General features: G+C 62.9%; 14 protein-coding genes. 13 read left to right on the top strand and 1 reads right to left on the bottom strand.

What is annotated here, in order from left to right; genetic code table 11:
• The first annotated feature begins 173 nt into the window (after positions 1-173).
• The 5 genes from AC1PUL_RS19405 to AC1PUL_RS19385 all read left to right on the top strand — a co-directional run bounded on the left by AC1PUL_RS19405 (position 174) and on the right by AC1PUL_RS19385 (position 6,747).
• Positions 174-4,421: a beta strand repeat-containing protein gene (locus tag AC1PUL_RS19405; RefSeq protein WP_480465660.1), complete on the top strand. Its 4,248-nt coding sequence runs from the start codon at positions 174-176 to the stop codon at positions 4,419-4,421.
• 355 nt (positions 4,422-4,776) lie between these two features.
• Positions 4,777-5,091: a 50S ribosomal protein L21 gene (gene rplU / locus AC1PUL_RS19400; RefSeq protein WP_185809110.1), complete on the top strand. Its 315-nt coding sequence runs from the start codon at positions 4,777-4,779 to the stop codon at positions 5,089-5,091.
• 36 nt (positions 5,092-5,127) lie between these two features.
• On the top strand, positions 5,128-5,397 hold the full coding sequence (rpmA, locus tag AC1PUL_RS19395) for a 50S ribosomal protein L27 (RefSeq protein ID WP_102021090.1): 270 nt from the start codon (positions 5,128-5,130) through the stop codon (positions 5,395-5,397).
• Positions 5,398-5,524: 127 nt separating this feature from the next.
• Positions 5,525-6,163 carry a GNAT family N-acetyltransferase gene (locus AC1PUL_RS19390; protein WP_480465659.1) on the top strand — a complete coding sequence of 213 codons (639 nt, stop codon included), beginning with the start codon at positions 5,525-5,527 and terminating at the stop codon, positions 6,161-6,163.
• Complete coding sequence (locus tag AC1PUL_RS19385) at positions 6,160-6,747, top strand: GNAT family N-acetyltransferase (RefSeq protein ID WP_480465658.1); 588 nt, start codon at positions 6,160-6,162, stop codon at positions 6,745-6,747. The genes AC1PUL_RS19390 and AC1PUL_RS19385 overlap by 4 nt, the downstream gene beginning before the upstream one ends.
• Positions 6,748-6,780: 33 nt before the next feature.
• Here AC1PUL_RS19385 and AC1PUL_RS19380 read toward each other — a convergent pair whose 3' ends face one another.
• On the bottom strand, positions 6,781-7,644 hold the full coding sequence (locus tag AC1PUL_RS19380; RefSeq protein WP_480465657.1) for an endonuclease/exonuclease/phosphatase family protein: 864 nt from the start codon (positions 7,642-7,644) through the stop codon (positions 6,781-6,783).
• 87 nt (positions 7,645-7,731) lie between these two features.
• On the opposite strand from AC1PUL_RS19380, the gene obgE reads away from it, so the two are divergent.
• The 8 genes from obgE to AC1PUL_RS19340 all read left to right on the top strand — a co-directional run bounded on the left by obgE (position 7,732) and on the right by AC1PUL_RS19340 (position 15,926).
• Complete coding sequence (gene obgE / locus AC1PUL_RS19375; RefSeq protein WP_480465656.1) at positions 7,732-8,820, top strand: GTPase ObgE; 1,089 nt, start codon at positions 7,732-7,734, stop codon at positions 8,818-8,820.
• A complete protein-coding gene (gene proB / locus AC1PUL_RS19370) occupies positions 8,820-9,995 on the top strand; it encodes a glutamate 5-kinase (RefSeq protein WP_480465655.1) in 1,176 nt (391 codons plus the stop codon). Before obgE ends, proB begins: the two co-directional genes overlap by 1 nt.
• On the top strand, positions 9,988-11,271 hold the full coding sequence (locus tag AC1PUL_RS19365) for a glutamate-5-semialdehyde dehydrogenase (protein WP_480465654.1): 1,284 nt from the start codon (positions 9,988-9,990) through the stop codon (positions 11,269-11,271). Before proB ends, AC1PUL_RS19365 begins: the two co-directional genes overlap by 8 nt.
• Before the next feature lie 37 nt (positions 11,272-11,308).
• Positions 11,309-11,908 (top strand): nicotinate-nucleotide adenylyltransferase, encoded by a 600-nt coding sequence (locus tag AC1PUL_RS19360; protein WP_480468638.1) that lies wholly within the window; start codon positions 11,309-11,311, stop codon positions 11,906-11,908.
• 128 nt (positions 11,909-12,036) lie between these two features.
• Positions 12,037-12,447: a ribosome silencing factor gene (gene rsfS / locus AC1PUL_RS19355; protein WP_298461167.1), complete on the top strand. Its 411-nt coding sequence runs from the start codon at positions 12,037-12,039 to the stop codon at positions 12,445-12,447.
• A gap of 103 nt (positions 12,448-12,550) precedes the next feature.
• Entirely contained in the window at positions 12,551-13,033 is a 483-nt protein-coding gene (gene rlmH, locus AC1PUL_RS19350) for a 23S rRNA (pseudouridine(1915)-N(3))-methyltransferase RlmH (RefSeq protein WP_136559888.1), read from the top strand.
• A gap of 159 nt (positions 13,034-13,192) precedes the next feature.
• Positions 13,193-14,617, top strand: a complete 1,425-nt coding sequence (locus AC1PUL_RS19345; protein WP_480468637.1) for a murein hydrolase activator EnvC family protein — start codon at positions 13,193-13,195, stop codon at positions 14,615-14,617.
• On the top strand, positions 14,607-15,926 hold the full coding sequence (locus AC1PUL_RS19340) for a S41 family peptidase (RefSeq protein ID WP_480465653.1): 1,320 nt from the start codon (positions 14,607-14,609) through the stop codon (positions 15,924-15,926). The genes AC1PUL_RS19345 and AC1PUL_RS19340 overlap by 11 nt, the downstream gene beginning before the upstream one ends.
• Positions 15,927-15,949 lie beyond the last annotated feature (23 nt).

Below are 15,949 nucleotides of genomic sequence, written 5' to 3'. Positions count from 1 at the left end.
GGGCAAGGCTTGGGAACTAGAAAAGTGTCGTCTGGGCGGTCTCCCTTGACCCACCAGGCAAAACTTTGTGCCGGAAGGCGTTGGGAAGATCGACACACTTTGTCTCGGTCGGCCGGATACCGACCGGCCAACGCCTTTTCAGCACATCCGTTTCAAACCAGAGGCCGATAGACATGACGTCGCCGATTTCCCTGCTCAGCCCCGCCCAGATCCGGACACTCTCCAACCAGACCGTCAGTTCGTGGTCCGATGACGAAGTGAGCCAACTCTCGAGCGCGCAAATTGGCGCCCTGACATCGTCACAGGTGGGTGCGCTACAGACCGAGGCGATTGCGGGTCTTTCGACGTCGCAGATCAGGGCGATCGCCCCACGCTCCATCACCGGCCTGACGCTCGACCAGATCACGGCTCTCTCCACGGAAGATGTCTCCAGCCTGCAATCCTCTCAGGTCGCGGCAATGACGTCGACCCAGCTTGGAAGCCTGGATACCGCCCAGTCGGAAGCCCTGACATCAAGTCAGATCGCACGGCTGACGGCGACCCAGCTGGCTGCCTTCAGTGCTGAGGATCTGGCAACATTCTCCGGACCGGATATCGCGGCCGTCAACACGGCGGCGCTGAGGAGCATGCCGGTCCAGGTGCTCGCCGGTCTCTCGACCTCGCAGATCGCAGCGCTCCGGACCACGCAGATTACAGCCTTGACGCCGGCACAGATTGCCGGGCTCACACCTCAGCAGGCCGCCGCCCTTTCGCCGGCGCAACTCCAGACAATGAGTGCAACGCAGGTCGCGGCCTTCACGACGGATCAGCTGGGCGCGATGTCCACCACCCAGTTCGCATCCTTCAGCGCCCGGGGTATCGTCGGTTTGACGACGACACAGATCACATCGCTCGGAAACGACAAAGTCGCGGCCTTGACCACGGCGCAAATGGCGGGATTGACGTCGAGGCAGCTCGGATCTCTGACTGTCGCTCAGGTCGCGGGCTTCTCGCCGACGCAGATCGCAGCCATCAACGCCCGGGCGATCTCGGGTCTGACGACAGACCAGATCGCCGGAATGAGCCCGCAACAGACAGCGGCACTGACAGCGGCCCAGATGACGGCGCTGACCGGCACACAGATGTCGGCATTCACCGAGAACCAGCTGGCCGCCCTCACCCCCACCCAGATCCGCGCCCTTGGGGCCACGCAGATCGCGGCCTTGCCAACCGCCACGGTCGCCGGTTTCACCACCACACAGATTGCAGCACTTGTGCCGAGAGCAGTGGCAGGGCTGACCGCCGCCCAACTGCAGGCGATGAGCCCGGAACAGCTGCAAAGCCTCAGCACATCACAGATGACCGCCATGTCGGCGAACCAGGTCTCAAGTCTCTCGACTACACAGCTGGCCGCTCTATCACCGGCCCAGATCGGCGCCTTCACCCCGGCAGCGGTCACAGGCCTCACGACGACACAGATCGCATCGCTCAATCTCTCCCAGCTGGGGATGATGACAACGAACCAGATCGCGGCGTTGAAGACGACCCAGGTCGCAGCCTTGACACCTGACCAGATCGCCGGACTGACGCCGACCCAGATTCGGGGCCTGACCGGCACGCAGGTAGCAGCCATGCCGGAAGAGGCAATTGCCAGCTTCTCCGAGGAGCAGATTGCCGCACTGAACGTACGGGCTGTGGCGGGTCTGACGGTCGATCAGATTGGAGCGATGTCGGCCGACCAGCTGGACGTGCTCTCGACTGGCCAGATCACCGCTTTGAGTGCCGCCCAGATCGCAGCACTCCCGGCAGAAACGGTCGCGGCCATAACGCCCTCAAAGATTGCTGCAATCAGCGCCAAGGGCATCACCGGCCTGACGGCTGAACGTATGGCGGCTTTGGCGCCGGATCAGATCGCGGCACTGACCACGACCCAGATCAGGGCATTGAAAGCTGAGCAGATCGCGGGTCTGACAGGGTTCCAGACGGAAGCCATGACCAACGGGCAGATCGCATCGTTCAGTGCAGCCCAGCTGACGGCCCTGTCAGTCCAGGCGGTGAAGGCCTGGTCGCCCTCCCAGATCGGAGCCATTTCCCCAACCTCCATCACCGGCCTGACGACGGATCAGATCGAGGCGCTTGATGACAGCCAGATCGAAGGCCTGACATCGGCTCAGATTGCAAGAATGAGCGGTGCGCAGATTGGCGCCTTGTCCGAGGTGCAGCTGGCAGCCATCTCGCCGGCCGAGATAGCCGCAATTTCGACCAGCGCCATCTCCTCCATCTCCGCCAGCAAGATCGACAGCCTGAGCCTGGAACAGATCGCCCGACTGACGACCGCGCAGATCGCGGCGATGACGAACGAGCAGGTCGTTGCCTTCACGCCGACCCAGCTTGCCTCATTGAGCGCAACCCAGCTTCAGGCCGTCACGGCAGCCCAGATCGCCTCCTTGTCTCCGAGCAACATTGCCTCCCTGTCGCGCGAGCAGATCGCTGGACTTTCCGCGCGCACTGTTTCGGCCCTGAGCACGGATCAGATCGCAGCCCTGTCATCCAGTCAGATTGAAGCGATGACAGCGATACAGATCTCCGGTCTCACCGCTGAACAGCTAAGCGTCATGCGCAACGCGGATATCCTGGCCTTCCAGCCGACGGAAATCGCCGCAATCACCACCAGTGCGCTGAGCGGCCTCGACACAGAGACGATTGCAGCCCTGAACCTCGATCAGGTCGCGGCGCTGACGCCAGCCCAGCTTGGCGCCATGAGCGCTCAGCAGATCGGCGCACTGACCGCAACGCAGGTTGACGCACTGAGCACCAAGCAGATCGCGGGCTTGGGTGCGACCCAGGCAGCGGCTCTGACCACGGCGGCACTGGGCATCATGTCACAGGAGCAGATCGCAGCCCTGAGCACGACCGCCGTGGCAGCCCTGTCGACAACCCAGATCGCAGCACTGTCGACCAACCAGATTGAAGCCTTGACGATGGCGCAGATGGGCGCCCTGACCGCCACCCAGGTGGCGGCCCTGACACCCACACAGCTTTCCAATCTCCCGGCAGCCAAATTCGCGGCAATCGGTACGGCCGGCATTGGCGGCCTGACGTCCCAGCAGATCGCTGCCCTTGGCGCCGATCAGATCGCTGCGATGACAGCCAGCCAGCTTGGGGCCTTGAGCGCAAGCCAGGTCGGCGCATTGACGCCACAGCAGGTGACGCTGCTATCGACAACGCAGATCGGCGCCCTGACCGCCGCGCAGGTGGCGGCCCTGTCCAACGACAGTCTTGTCACCCTCACGAGCGACAAGATTGCCGCCTTGAACGTGAAGACGATACCGGGTCTGACGGCATCGCAAATCGCATCCATGTCAACGACGCAGATCGAGAGCTTGAGCCAGGCACAGATCGGCGCTCTCACGGCTACCCAGATTGGCGCCCTGTCTGCGGCCCAGCTTGCAACACTCTCGAATGCGGAGCTGGCAGCGATAGCCCCGGCGGCGATCTCGGGTCTGTCATCCGGCAATATTGCAGCGCTGAGCCAGGAACAGATCGGCGTGCTGACCGCAGCACAGGTCGGGTCCTTGACCTTCGATCAGCTGAATGCGCTGAGACCGGATCAGCTCGGGGTGATGACCCCCGCACAGATCGGCGCGTTGACCGCAACCCAGATCGCATCTCTATCGGCCGGAACCATCTCCGCGCTGACGACGACACAGATCGCCGCCTTGTCCGCAAGAGCCATTCCCGGCCTGAGCACGGCGCAGATCGCCACCCTGACCCCAAGTCAGATCGACGCGATGACCTCGGCACAGTTTGGAGCCTTGAGCGCTACCCAGCTCGCGGCCTTCAGTCAGACAGCATTGGAAACCCTGACCTCTGCCGATATCGCGGCACTCTCGCCAAGCGCCATCAGCGGCCTGTCGCCCACCATCTTTGCGTCCTTGCAGCCTGAGCAGATCTCGGCACTGACCACCGGTCAGGTCTCGGCCCTCACCTACCACCAGCTGCGAGCGATGACGCAAACCCAGTTCGGTGCAATGACGAGCGCCCAGGTCGGCGCCATGAACGCCATCCAGCTGGCGACCCTCGGCACGGATCGGATGGGTTGGCTGAGCACGTCCCAAATGGCGGCCATGGATCCCAGGGCGATTGGCGGTCTAACCGTAGCGCAGATTGGCGCCCTGACGGCGGCACAGGCTGAAGCCCTGACACCGACACAGGTCGCAGGGCTCAGTTCCGCACAGCTGACCGCCCTGGGGGCCAACAACCTCAGGACCTTCTCAACGGATGACCTTGCGGCCATCAGCCAGCAGGCCATTCCTGGGCTAACGGTGAGCCAGATCTCGAACATGACGACTGCGCAGCTCCAGGCAATCACAGCCACCCAGTCGAATAATCTCAGCCCCGAACAGATCGCCGCAATCCTGGCCGCCTACCAGGCCGTTTGATCCTTCAATCAGGAGGTCTGCCACCAGCCGACCTCCTGATTCAAATGAGATGTATATGGCGGTCGGATGATCCAGGGTCTGTCCTCCGTGACATTTATGATCTTGGATCTCGACCGGATGGCCGATAACTGGATCAGGCTATTCGATACGCCTGCAGGCATTTTTCCGCTTTCGCCTTGACACCAGGCACACCCTCACGTATGCGACGCTCGACTTAAAGCGTGGGCGAACTGCGTCTTTTGTTCTTCGCGATCCGCGAAGCTGAACCGGCGGGATCAAAGATCCCGCTCCTCCGACTGGCAAAAAGACGGCCCCTCGCAAGGGGAGAGCCGGAACGAACATGAAAGGATAAAAAATGTTCGCAGTCATCAAGACCGGCGGTAAGCAGTACCGCGTCAACGCCAACGACGTGCTGACCATCGAAAAGCTGGAAGCCGAAGCTGGTGCAACCATCGAATTCACCGAGATCCTGGTCGTCGGCGAAGGCGAAACCGCAACCATCGGCGCGCCCTTCGTGGCCGGCGCCAAGGTCAAGGCGGAAGTCGTCGAGCAGACCCGCGGCAAGAAGGTCATCGCCTTCAAGAAGCGTCGTCGCCAGAACTCGAAGCGTTCGCGCGGCCATCGTCAGCACCACACCGTGGTGCGCATCACCGACATCGTCGCTGCCTGAAGCGCGTCTAACTACAAGGTTTAAAGGAGAACTCCCATGGCACACAAAAAAGCTGGCGGTTCCTCGCGCAACGGTCGCGATTCCAATTCCAAGCGCCTCGGCGTGAAGAAGTTCGGTGGCGAAGTCGTCATTCCGGGCAACATCATCGTGCGTCAGCGCGGCACCCAGTGGCATCCGGGCGCAAACGTCGGCATGGGCAAGGACCATACCCTCTTTGCACTCACGGCGGGCAATGTGGACTACCGTACGAAGGCCAATGGCCGCGTATACGTGTCGATCATGCCGAAAGCCGAAGCAGCGGAATAAGCCGGTAGCGCTCTAAAACAGCCGGCGTCTCATCGACCCGGCTGGCCGCACCAGGTTCAGTTCAGACAAAAAGGGGAGATGGGGCGCCATCTCCCCTTTTTTCTTGTCCAACGAAGGAGACTGAACCATGCAAAGTCTGATGTTGAGGGATGACCAATCACGGTCGCCCGAAGAACAACCAAGGCCCGATCGGCCGAGGAGTGATTGCCCTGTCTTGTTGTCGCAAAGGCTCGTCCTGCGCGCACCCCACATCGAAGACATCGACGCCCTTGCCCATCTCGCCAATAACGCCGCCATCGCCACCATGGTGGCGCGCATGCCGCATCCCTACACGGCAAAAGACGCGGCCGACTTCGTGCGACGCACGAATATCGGCGAGATCGGCAAGTGCGTCTATGCCATCACGAAAGCGGACAATGGCGAATTCCTCGGTTGCTGCGCGCTGGAGCCCAATCCGGCCGACGATACCATCCTGGAAATGGGCTACTGGCTGGGGGAACCCTACTGGAACAAGGGTTATGCGACGGAAGCCGCCCATGCGCTGATCGACATGGCCTTCCGTACCCGCGAATGGGTGAGCCGCATCGATGCGCGCTGCCGGGTGACCAACATCGCCTCGCGCCGCGTCATCCAGAAGTGCGGCTTCCAATTCCAGGGCACCGGTATGGTCGGAAACCTGGCCATGGGCGGCATGGTCCCGGTCGAGTGGTACAGGCTCGACCGCAAGACCTGGCTGTCGCTGAAGAGCTGGGGGGAAATGCGATGAGCGCGATGCTGGCCGAAAGACCGGCGACAACGCCGGTCCTGCCGGGCCCCTGCCCGGTCATCGAGACGACCCGCCTGGTGCTGCGCCCGCACCGGATGGACGATGCGGATGCGATTGCCAACTCGCTGGGCGATTTCGCCGTCGCCCGCATGCTGACGCGGGTGCCTGTCCCCTATGATCGAGACGATGGCCGCGATTGGCTGAACATGGTGACATCGGGCCTGAAGCCCGACTGGCACTTCGCAATCACCCTGGATGGGGTGCATGTCGGCGTCGTCTCGCTGGAGGTCCGCCATGGCCTCTGGCACCTGGGCTACTGGCTGAACCGCTTCTATTGGGGCAAGGGCATCATGTCCGAAGCGGTCGAGGCGGTGCTCGAGCGCTTCTTCCGACGTTTGCCCGGCATCGAGATCGCAAGCGGCGCCTTTGCCGACAACCCGGCCTCGCGCCGGGTGCTGGAAGGCCGCGGCTTCCGCATCATCGGGGTGCGCGACGTCTATTCGAAGTCGCGCGGGCAGATGGTGCCGCTCGTCGAAATGCGGCTCGGCCAGACGGATTTTGCCAGCCGCAATCGCAAAGCATAGCCAGCAATACTCCGGGCGCCCGCCGCCCGGAGCTCATCCTCCCGAGAGCTCCACCCAGACCGGCAAATGGTCGGATCCCCGGGCCGACACATCCACCCGGCAGGCCTTGAGCCGGGAAACGAGACCACCACTGACAAAGCAGTAATCGAGATGCATGCGCCGCGACCCGTCCTCGCTGATCCAGCTATAGCCGCCTTCGGGACGGGCCTTCAGATGCGCCTCGACATCCGTGGGCAGGCCAGCCCTCGGCGCGCGTCCGTAATAGGCGTCGTTTCGCCCGACCATGGCGATGTATTCTGGGCTCTCCGGCTCCATGTTGAAATCGCCCATGACAAGAAAGTCCTCCGGCAGCGGCGGATCGGACACGGCGAATTCGATCGCACCTGTGAGCGCCCCGCCCTCGGACAGGTAGCCAAAGACACGCTCCTTGAGAAAGCCGATCTGCGCAATGCGCTCGTCCGGCGAGACATGGTCGAGATGGACGGAATAGACGCGCAACGCCCCATCAGGGGCATCGATGACGGCCTCGAGCGCACCCCGCTGCAGATTGAGCTTGTCGAAGGTGCGGCTGCGCGGCAGAAGCAGGTTGCGGCTGGCAAGGATCGGATAGCGCGACAACACCATGTTGCCGAACTGGAAACGTCGCTCGCGCAGCCGGCCGTCGATCACGGAGTGATCCACCAGCACGTCGCAGGCAGGACCGAAGGCTACGAAGTAGGCGGGAAACTGCGCGGAAAAGGTCTCGACAAGATCGGCATAGCCGTTCCGGCTATAGCCGCGCGTCACCTCCTGAAGGGCGATGACATCCGCATCGCGGATGCTGCCGGCAATGCGATCAGGGTCGAATCGTCCATCCTGACCGAACCCATACTGGATGTTGTAGCTCACGAACTTCACGATACTCTTTGACCTCCGCGCAAAGCGGCTATATCGATGGCCGCAACTCTCCGCGCAGACCCTGACAGAAGAATTGACGGCAGCAAGATGAAATTTCTCGACGAGGCTAAGGTATATATTCGCTCGGGCGACGGCGGCGCCGGCGCTGTATCGTTTCGGCGCGAAAAATTCATCGAATTCGGCGGACCTGACGGCGGCGACGGCGGTCGTGGCGGTGATGTCTGGGTTGAGGCCGTCAACGGCCTGAACACGCTGATCGACTTCCGCTTCCAGCAGCACTTCAAGGCCAAGACCGGCACGCATGGCATGGGCCGCAACCGCACGGGCGCCAATGGCGAAGACGTGACGCTGAAGGTTCCCGTCGGCACGCAGATTTTCGAGGAAGACAACGAGACCCTGATCGTCGACATGACGGTCGAAGGCCAGCGATTCCGCATCGCCAAGGGCGGCAATGGCGGTTTCGGTAATGCCCATTTCAAGACATCGACCAACCAGGCGCCCGATTGGGCAAATCCTGGCCTCGAAGGCGAGGAAAAGACCGTCTGGCTGCGGCTCAAGCTGATTGCAGACGCCGGCCTTGTCGGCCTGCCCAATGCCGGCAAGTCCACGTTCCTGGCATCCGTCACGCGTGCCCGGCCGAAGATTGCCAACTATCCCTTCACCACGCTGCATCCGAACCTCGGCGTTGCCACCATCGACGACCGCGAATTCATCCTGGCCGACATTCCCGGCCTGATCGAAGGTGCCCATGAAGGTGTCGGCATCGGCGACCGCTTCCTCGGCCATGTCGAGCGGACCCGTGTTCTCCTGCACCTTGTCTCCGCCCAGGAAGAAAAGGTCGGTAAGGCCTACAAGACCGTACGTCATGAACTCGACGCCTATGGCGGCGGCCTTGAAGACAAGCCGGAGATCGTGGCCCTGTCGCAGATCGACGTGCTCGACGAAGCCGAACTGAAGAAGAAGGCGACGGAACTGAAGAAGGCCTGCGGCCAGACGCCCCTTCTTCTGTCGGCCATCACCAACAAGGGCATGACCGATGCGCTGCGCGCGCTCCGCGATGTCATCGTCGCCGCCCAGGGCAATCTGCCGCTGCCGGAAAAGCGCGAGAAGAACCGCCACAAGCGGGACGAAGACGGCAGCCTGGATGAAGGGCTCGACGGAGAAGGCGACGACTGATGGCTGCCAGGCTCCGTTCGCTCTCCCGCGTCAAGCGTGTCGTCATCAAGATAGGCTCTGCTTTGCTGGTCGATCGTGGCTCGGGCATTCGCAAGCCATGGCTCGACGCGATCTCCGATGACATCGCAGCGCTAAAGGCCCGCGGCACGGATGTGCTGGTCGTCTCCTCGGGCGCCATCGCGCTCGGCCGCACAGTGCTCGACATGCCCTCGGGCGCGCTGAAGCTCGAAGAGAGCCAGGCCTGCGCGGCCGTCGGCCAGATTGCGCTCGCCCGCCACTGGTCTGAAAGCCTGTCTCGCCACCAGATCGTCGCTGGCCAGATCCTGCTGACGCTCGGCGATACCGAGGAGCGCCGTCGCTATCTCAATGCCCGTGCCACCCTCAATCAACTCCTGAAGATCGGTGCCGTGCCGATCATCAACGAGAACGATACGGTCGCGACGACCGAGATCCGCTATGGCGACAATGATCGCCTGGCCGCCCGCGTCGCCACCATGGCCGGCGCCGACCTGCTCGTCCTGCTTTCCGATATCGACGGCCTTTATACGGCGCCGCCCCATCTCGACCCGAACGCGCAGTTCCTCGACACGATCGAGGAAATCACGCCATCAATCGAAGCCATGGCCGGAGGGGCAGCGTCGGAACTGTCGCGCGGCGGCATGCGCACCAAGATCGATGCCGGCAAGATCGCAACCAGCGCCGGCTGCGCCATGATCATCGCCTCGGGCAAGACCATGAATCCGCTCTCAGCCATCGAGAACGGCGCCCGTCATTCCTGGTTTGCAGCCTCCAAGTCGCCGGTCACGGCGCGCAAGACCTGGATCGCCGGTCAGCTTCAGCCGGCCGGTACGCTTCAGGTCGACAACGGCGCTGAAGGGGCTCTCCGCTCGGGAAAAAGCCTTCTGCCGGCGGGTGTTCGCTCCGTCTCCGGCGCCTTTCATCGCGGCGATACCGTTTCGATCGTCACGATCGAAGGCCGCGAGATCGCGCGCGGTCTCGCCGGTTACGATGCCGACGAGGCGCGCCGCATCTGCGGACGCAAATCCAACGAGATCGAGAAGATCCTCGGCTATGCCGGGCGTGCCGCGATGATCCATCGCGACGACCTCGTCATGACAGAACTCGGCCAGCGGGACGCAAACGCCGGCGACCGGAAGGATGCAGCCCATGCTTGATACCGTGTCGAACCAGAATTCCGTCGATGGCCTGATGCTCGACATCGGTCGCCGCGCCCGCGCCGCGGCCCGTCCGCTCGCGATCGCATCCACCGAGGCGAAGAACAAGGCGCTGCTTGCCATGGCCGATGCCCTGGTGAAGGCCGAGGCCGAAATCCTGGCCGCCAATGCGATAGACCTGAGGAACGCCGCAGAATCCGGCGTTGCCGCATCCTTCATCGACCGCCTGACCCTGAATTCCGCCCGCGTCGCAGCCATCGCCCAATCGATGCGGGAGATTGCCGAACTGCCGGATCCCGTCGGCACCGTTATCACCGAATGGGACCGCCCCAATGGCCTGCATATCGAGCGTGTCCGCACGCCGCTCGGTGTCATCGGCGTGATCTACGAGAGCCGTCCCAACGTCACGGCAGATGCCGGCGCGCTTTGCCTCAAGGCCGGCAATGCCGTTATCCTGCGCGGCGGCTCGGACTCGGCCAATTCATCGCGCGCTATCCATGCCTGCCTGGTCAAGGGCCTCGTTTCCGCCGGCCTGCCCGCCGATGCGATCCAGCTGGTGCCGACAACCGATCGTGCAGCCGTCGGCGCGCTGCTTTCGGGCCTTGAGGGCTCGATCGATGTGATCGTACCCCGTGGCGGCAAGAGCCTTGTTGCCCGCGTCCAACAGGAAGCCCGCGTGCCGGTCTTTGCCCATCTCGAAGGCCTCTGCCACGTCTATGTCGACGGTTCCGCCGATCTCGACATGGCGAAGAAGATCGTCGTCAACGCCAAGATGCGCCGCACCGGCATCTGCGGTGCCGCCGAGACACTGCTGGTCGACAGCGCGGCGATTGCCACGCATCTCCAGCCGCTGATCGAGGCGCTGACCGAAGCCGGCTGCGAGATCCGCGCCTCCGCGACAGTGCTTCGGGTCATCCCGGGCCTGAAACCGGCGACGGAAGAGGACTGGCGTACCGAATATCTCGACGCGGTGATTTCGGTCGCCGTGGTCGACGGCATCGGTGGCGCCATCGATCATATCGCCCGCTATTCATCGAACCACACCGAAGCGGTGATCGCCGAAGATCCCACCGTCGTCGAACGTTTCTTCAACGAGATCGACTCCGCGATCCTGCTGCACAACGCCTCGACCCAGTTTGCCGATGGCGGCGAATTCGGCATGGGTGCGGAAATCGGCATCGCGACCGGCAAAATGCATGCGCGCGGCCCCGTCGGCGTCGAGCAGCTGACATCCTTCAAGTACCGCGTCCGCGGCAACGGCCAGGTCCGTCCCTGACGTGGCGGACGAGGCGCTCGCCCATCGCCATCTCGTGATGCCGCATGTCGAGCGCGGCATGGTGGTCGGCCTCTTCGGCGGCTCCTTCAATCCGCCGCACCAGGGCCATGTGCTGGTCGCCGAGATCGCGCTTCGCCGCCTCGGTCTCGATCAACTCTGGTGGCTGGTGACTCCGGGCAACCCCCTGAAAAACCGCCGGGAACTCGCCCCGCTTTCAGAGCGCCTCGCGTCCTGCGAGACCATGGCCTCCGATCCCAGGATCAAAGTGACCGCCTTCGAAAAGACGCTCGGCACCAGCTACACCGCCCGCACGCTGGACTTCATCCGCGCCCGCAATCCGCATGTCCATTTCATCTGGATCATGGGTGCCGACAATCTCGCCGGCTTCCATCGCTGGCAGCGCTGGCAGAAGATCGCCACAACCTTCCCGATCGCCGTGATCGACCGCCCTGGCTCGACGCTTGCCTATCTCTCCTCGAAGATGGCGCGCACCTTCGACTATGCCCGCATCGACGAGGAGGATGCCGGCATGCTCTGGCAGAAACGGGCGCCGGCCTGGACCTTCATCCATGGCCCCCGCTCCACCTTGAGCTCGTCGGCGATCCGCGCCGCCGCCGCCGCAACGAAAAAATCGTGAAGGCCCGATCCCGGCACCTTTTCGACCATGCCTTGAAACTTTTTCGGATCGATGCCACCTTTTGGTGGCGATCGAAGTTATGAGAATCGCAGACGTGCTGTTCTGTTATTCCAAGGAAAGGACGAACTCTGACAACAGTACACACCAAGGGACGCGCTTCCCGCGCAATCCCGAAGAGCATGGAACGTGGCGCCGATGCCGCAGCCCGTGCGCTTGAGCTGGTCCTCGCAAGCCTCGAGGACTCGAAGGCAGAAGATATTGTCTCCATCAACATTGCCGGTAAATCGGCGCTGGGCGACTACATGGTGGTCGTGTCCGGACGCTCGAACCGTCATGTGACGGCGATCAGCGAACACCTGATGTCCGACCTCAAGGACGAAGGCCTGGGCTCTGCCCGCGTCGAAGGCCTGGAGACCGGCGACTGGGTGCTGATCGACACGGGAGACATCATCGTGCATGTGTTCCGACCCGAAATCCGCGAGTTCTACAACATCGAAAAGATGTGGGCCGCTCCGGACATCGAGGATCGCCTGCACTGAAAACGGCCGGCCGTCTGATGGACGGTCCCGAAGCCGGATTGACACGGCGGGTCTCTTCCTGCCGATAGAGATGGTTTTGTGACCTGAACCAGGGACTGCCCGCATGAAGATAGGCATCTATGCCGTGGGCCGGCTGAAAGCCGGGCCGGAGAAGGAACTCGCGTCCCGCTATCTGGACCGCTTCGCCAAGGCCGGACCGCAATGCGGCCTGGAATTCACCCGCTCGGTTGAGCTGAATGAAAGCCGCGCCGGCAATGCCGACACGAGAAAGCGCGAGGAAGCCCAAGAGCTTTCCCGCCAGATCCCCGACGGCGCGCTCATTGTCGTCCTCGACGAGCGCGGCAAGGCCTTTGACAGCGCCGAATTTGCGAAATTCGTCGGCGATGCCGCCGATAACGGCCAGCGCGACATGGCCTTCGTCATCGGTGGCGCCGATGGCATCGACCCGGAGCTGCGTGATCGCGCCCGCCTCGTCCTCAACCTCGGCAAACTCACCTGGCCGCACCAGCTGGTCCGCATCCTGATCGCCGAGCAGCTTTATCGCGCCGTGACCATCCTGACGGGACATCCCTATCACCGCGTTTGAGCGCATCGATGCCGATCGGCGAGCAATGCTTTGCCTTGTGCGCAAATCAGCGTATTTTCGCCGCCGAACCGGATAGAGCCATTGCCCACCCTTGTCCAAGACATTGCAGTCCCCCTGAAAGGCGGCCGCCGGAAGGCCGGCTTCGCCCTGGCCTGCGTCATGGCAGGGCTGCTCGCTCCGACAGTCCCGCTTTCGATCCATGCGCAGGAGGCGGAAGCGCCCCCGGCCCCCGGGTCGAGCACGCCAGTCGGCGAAACGACCGGAGCGCTGCCCACCGCTGCGATGGAGACCGGCGATCGACGCGTAGCCCAGGCCGCTGCACCCGACCCGGCACTGGAGCTGCGGGCCAAGCGCGACCAGGTGAGTTCCGAACTGCAGGAAATCGCCGCCAGCATGAAGCTCTCGGAAGAAAAGGCGAGCGAGCTCGAAAAGAGCATCGCGGAGCTGGAAAAGACCTCGGAAAGCCTGAAGACGGCACTGATCGAGTCCGCCAAGCGTCGCAAGGACATCGAAAAGCAGATCAGTGAAGGCGAAAAGCGGCTCGCCGATATCGGCCTGCGTGAAGATCAGATCCGTGGCTCCTTCAGGGAACGCCGGGCCGTGCTTGCGGAAGTTCTGGCCGCTCTCCAGCGCATGGGGCGCAACCCGCCGCCGGCCCTGCTCGTCAGCCCCGAGGATGCGCTGGGCTCGGTCCGCACCGCCATTCTGCTCGGCGCCGTCGTGCCCGGCATCCGCCACGAGACGGACAAGCTGGCCGCCGATCTCGAAGAGTTGATAGCGCTCCGCGACGCCGGCAAGAAGGAAATGGATGGCCTGGTGGCAGCCATCGCCAACCGCCAGGAAGAAGAGCGGCGCATGGATCTGCTGGTGGCGGAAAACGAGCGTCTCGCCCGCACCAATTCCCTGCAGCTGCAGGCGGAACGCAAGCAATCGGAAGCACTTGCCGAGCGGGCCTCGACCATGGAAGCGCTCATCCGTTCGCTTGAAAGCGAGATCACCTCGGTGCGCCAGGCAGCCGAACTTGCCCGTGCCGAAGAGGCCAAACGCAGCCAGATGAGCGAGGAGCAGAGGGCCCGCGCGCTGGAGCTTGCCCAGTCTGGACTGCCCGATAAAAACCGTATTGCGCCAGCATATCCTTTCTCTGAACTGAAGCAGAAACTGGACTTGCCGGTTGCCGGCGAAACCCTGCGTCAGTTCGGCGATCCGGACGGGACAGGCCACCAGGCACAGGGCATCGTGATTGCCTCGCAGCCCGGCGCTCTGGTTACCGCACCGGCGGATGCATGGGTGGTGTTTGCTGGAAATTTCCGAAGCTACGGCCAGATGATCATTCTGAACACGGGCGACGGCTATCATATGGTACTGTCCGGTATGGACCGGATCAGCACCAGCCAGGGCAAGTTTGTGCTCTCCGGGGAGCCGTTGGCGACCATGGGTGAGAAAAGAGTGGCAAGTGCGACAGCATTCGCGCTGGAAACCGATCGGCCAACTCTTTACATTGAACTTCGGAAAGACGGTAAACCGGTTGATTCCCGTCCCTGGTGGGTCGGAGGCGATTCTGGAAAGGCACAGAATGATACGTAGGGTCTCTCTTCTTCTCGTCGGCGCACTGATGGGCGCAACCGCGATGAGCGTCATCTATTCCGCAGGTGTCCCGGCCCAGGCGGCGGGTGCTTCCACCTACAAGGAATTGTCAATCTTCGGCGACGTCTTCGAGCGCATTCGCGCCCAGTACGTGACGCCGCCGGATGAGAACAAGCTGGTCGAAAGTGCCATCAACGGCATGCTGACCTCGCTTGATCCGCATTCGGTCTACATGAACGCCAAGGATGCGGCGGACATGCAGACCCAGACGCGCGGTGAATTCGGTGGCATCGGTATCGAAGTCACCATGGAAGAAGAGCTCGTCAAGGTCATCACCCCGATCGACGACACGCCGGGCGCCAAGGCCGGCATCCTGGCCGGCGACTTCATCTCCGAGATCAACGGCGAATCGGTTCGCGGCCTGAAGCTCGAGGAAGCCGTCGAAAAGATGCGCGGTGCGGTCAACACGCCGATCAAGCTGACGATCCTGCGTGAGGGCGCCGACAAGCCGCTCGAAATCACCGTCGTTCGCGAAATCATCCCGATCCGCGCGGTCAAGTCCCGCGTCGAAGGCGATGTCGGCTATCTCCGCGTCATCTCCTTCACCGAAAAGACCTATGACGACCTGGAAGCTGCGATCGAGAAGATCAAGAAGGAAGTCCCAGCCGATAAGCTGAAGGGCTATGTTCTCGACCTCCGCCTCAATCCGGGCGGTCTGCTCGATCAGGCGATCTACGTCTCCGACGCCTTCCTGGAGCGTGGCGAAGTGGTCTCGACCCGTTCGCGCGATCCCCAGGATACCCGCCGCTTCAACGCAACTGCAGGCGACATCACCGATGGCAAGCCGATCATAGTGCTGGTCAATGGCGGCTCGGCATCGGCATCGGAAATCGTCGCCGGCGCCCTGCAGGACCTGAAGCGTGCAACCGTGCTCGGCACCCGCTCCTTCGGCAAGGGCTCTGTCCAGACCATCATTCCGATGGGTGACAAGGGCGCGCTGCGCCTGACGACGGCGCTCTACTACACGCCCTCGGGCAACTCGATCCAGGGCACGGGCATCGAGCCCGACATCAAGGTCGAGCAGCCGCTGCCGGAAGAGCTTCAGGGCAAGGTTCGCACCGAAGGTGAATCGGCACTACCAGGCCACATCAAGGGCCAGAACGAAAACGAGGAAGGCTCGGGCTCTGTGGCTTACGTGCCGCCGGAGCCCAAGGACGACGTGCAGCTCAACTATGCACTCGATCTGCTGCGCGGCGTGAAGACCGATCCGGCCTTCCCGGCCGATCCGCAAAAGGCTGCCTTGCAGTAATCATCTGATCCGACCGCCCGCGT

The sequence above is a fragment of the Rhizobium sp. P43 genome (genome assembly GCF_056730705.1).
The sequence above is the reverse complement of the archived record's forward strand: the minus strand, read 5'-3'. Positions and strand labels throughout refer to the sequence as shown.

Excerpts from the sequence above, each read along its gene's own strand:
- AC1PUL_RS19405 (WP_480465660.1), top strand. The coding sequence starts at position 174 with ATGACGTCGCCGATTTCCCTGCTCAGCCCCGCCCAGATCCGGACACTC.
- rplU (WP_185809110.1), top strand. The coding sequence starts at position 4,777 with ATGTTCGCAGTCATCAAGACCGGCGGTAAGCAGTACCGCGTCAACGCC.
- rpmA (WP_102021090.1), top strand. The coding sequence starts at position 5,128 with ATGGCACACAAAAAAGCTGGCGGTTCCTCGCGCAACGGTCGCGATTCC.
- AC1PUL_RS19390 (WP_480465659.1), top strand. The coding sequence starts at position 5,525 with ATGCAAAGTCTGATGTTGAGGGATGACCAATCACGGTCGCCCGAAGAA.
- AC1PUL_RS19385 (WP_480465658.1), top strand. The coding sequence starts at position 6,160 with ATGAGCGCGATGCTGGCCGAAAGACCGGCGACAACGCCGGTCCTGCCG.
- obgE (WP_480465656.1), top strand. The coding sequence starts at position 7,732 with ATGAAATTTCTCGACGAGGCTAAGGTATATATTCGCTCGGGCGACGGC.
- proB (WP_480465655.1), top strand. The coding sequence starts at position 8,820 with ATGGCTGCCAGGCTCCGTTCGCTCTCCCGCGTCAAGCGTGTCGTCATC.
- AC1PUL_RS19365 (WP_480465654.1), top strand. The coding sequence starts at position 9,988 with ATGCTTGATACCGTGTCGAACCAGAATTCCGTCGATGGCCTGATGCTC.
- AC1PUL_RS19360 (WP_480468638.1), top strand. The coding sequence starts at position 11,309 with ATGCCGCATGTCGAGCGCGGCATGGTGGTCGGCCTCTTCGGCGGCTCC.
- rlmH (WP_136559888.1), top strand. The coding sequence starts at position 12,551 with ATGAAGATAGGCATCTATGCCGTGGGCCGGCTGAAAGCCGGGCCGGAG.
- AC1PUL_RS19345 (WP_480468637.1), top strand. The coding sequence starts at position 13,193 with ATGGCAGGGCTGCTCGCTCCGACAGTCCCGCTTTCGATCCATGCGCAG.
- AC1PUL_RS19340 (WP_480465653.1), top strand. The coding sequence starts at position 14,607 with ATGATACGTAGGGTCTCTCTTCTTCTCGTCGGCGCACTGATGGGCGCA.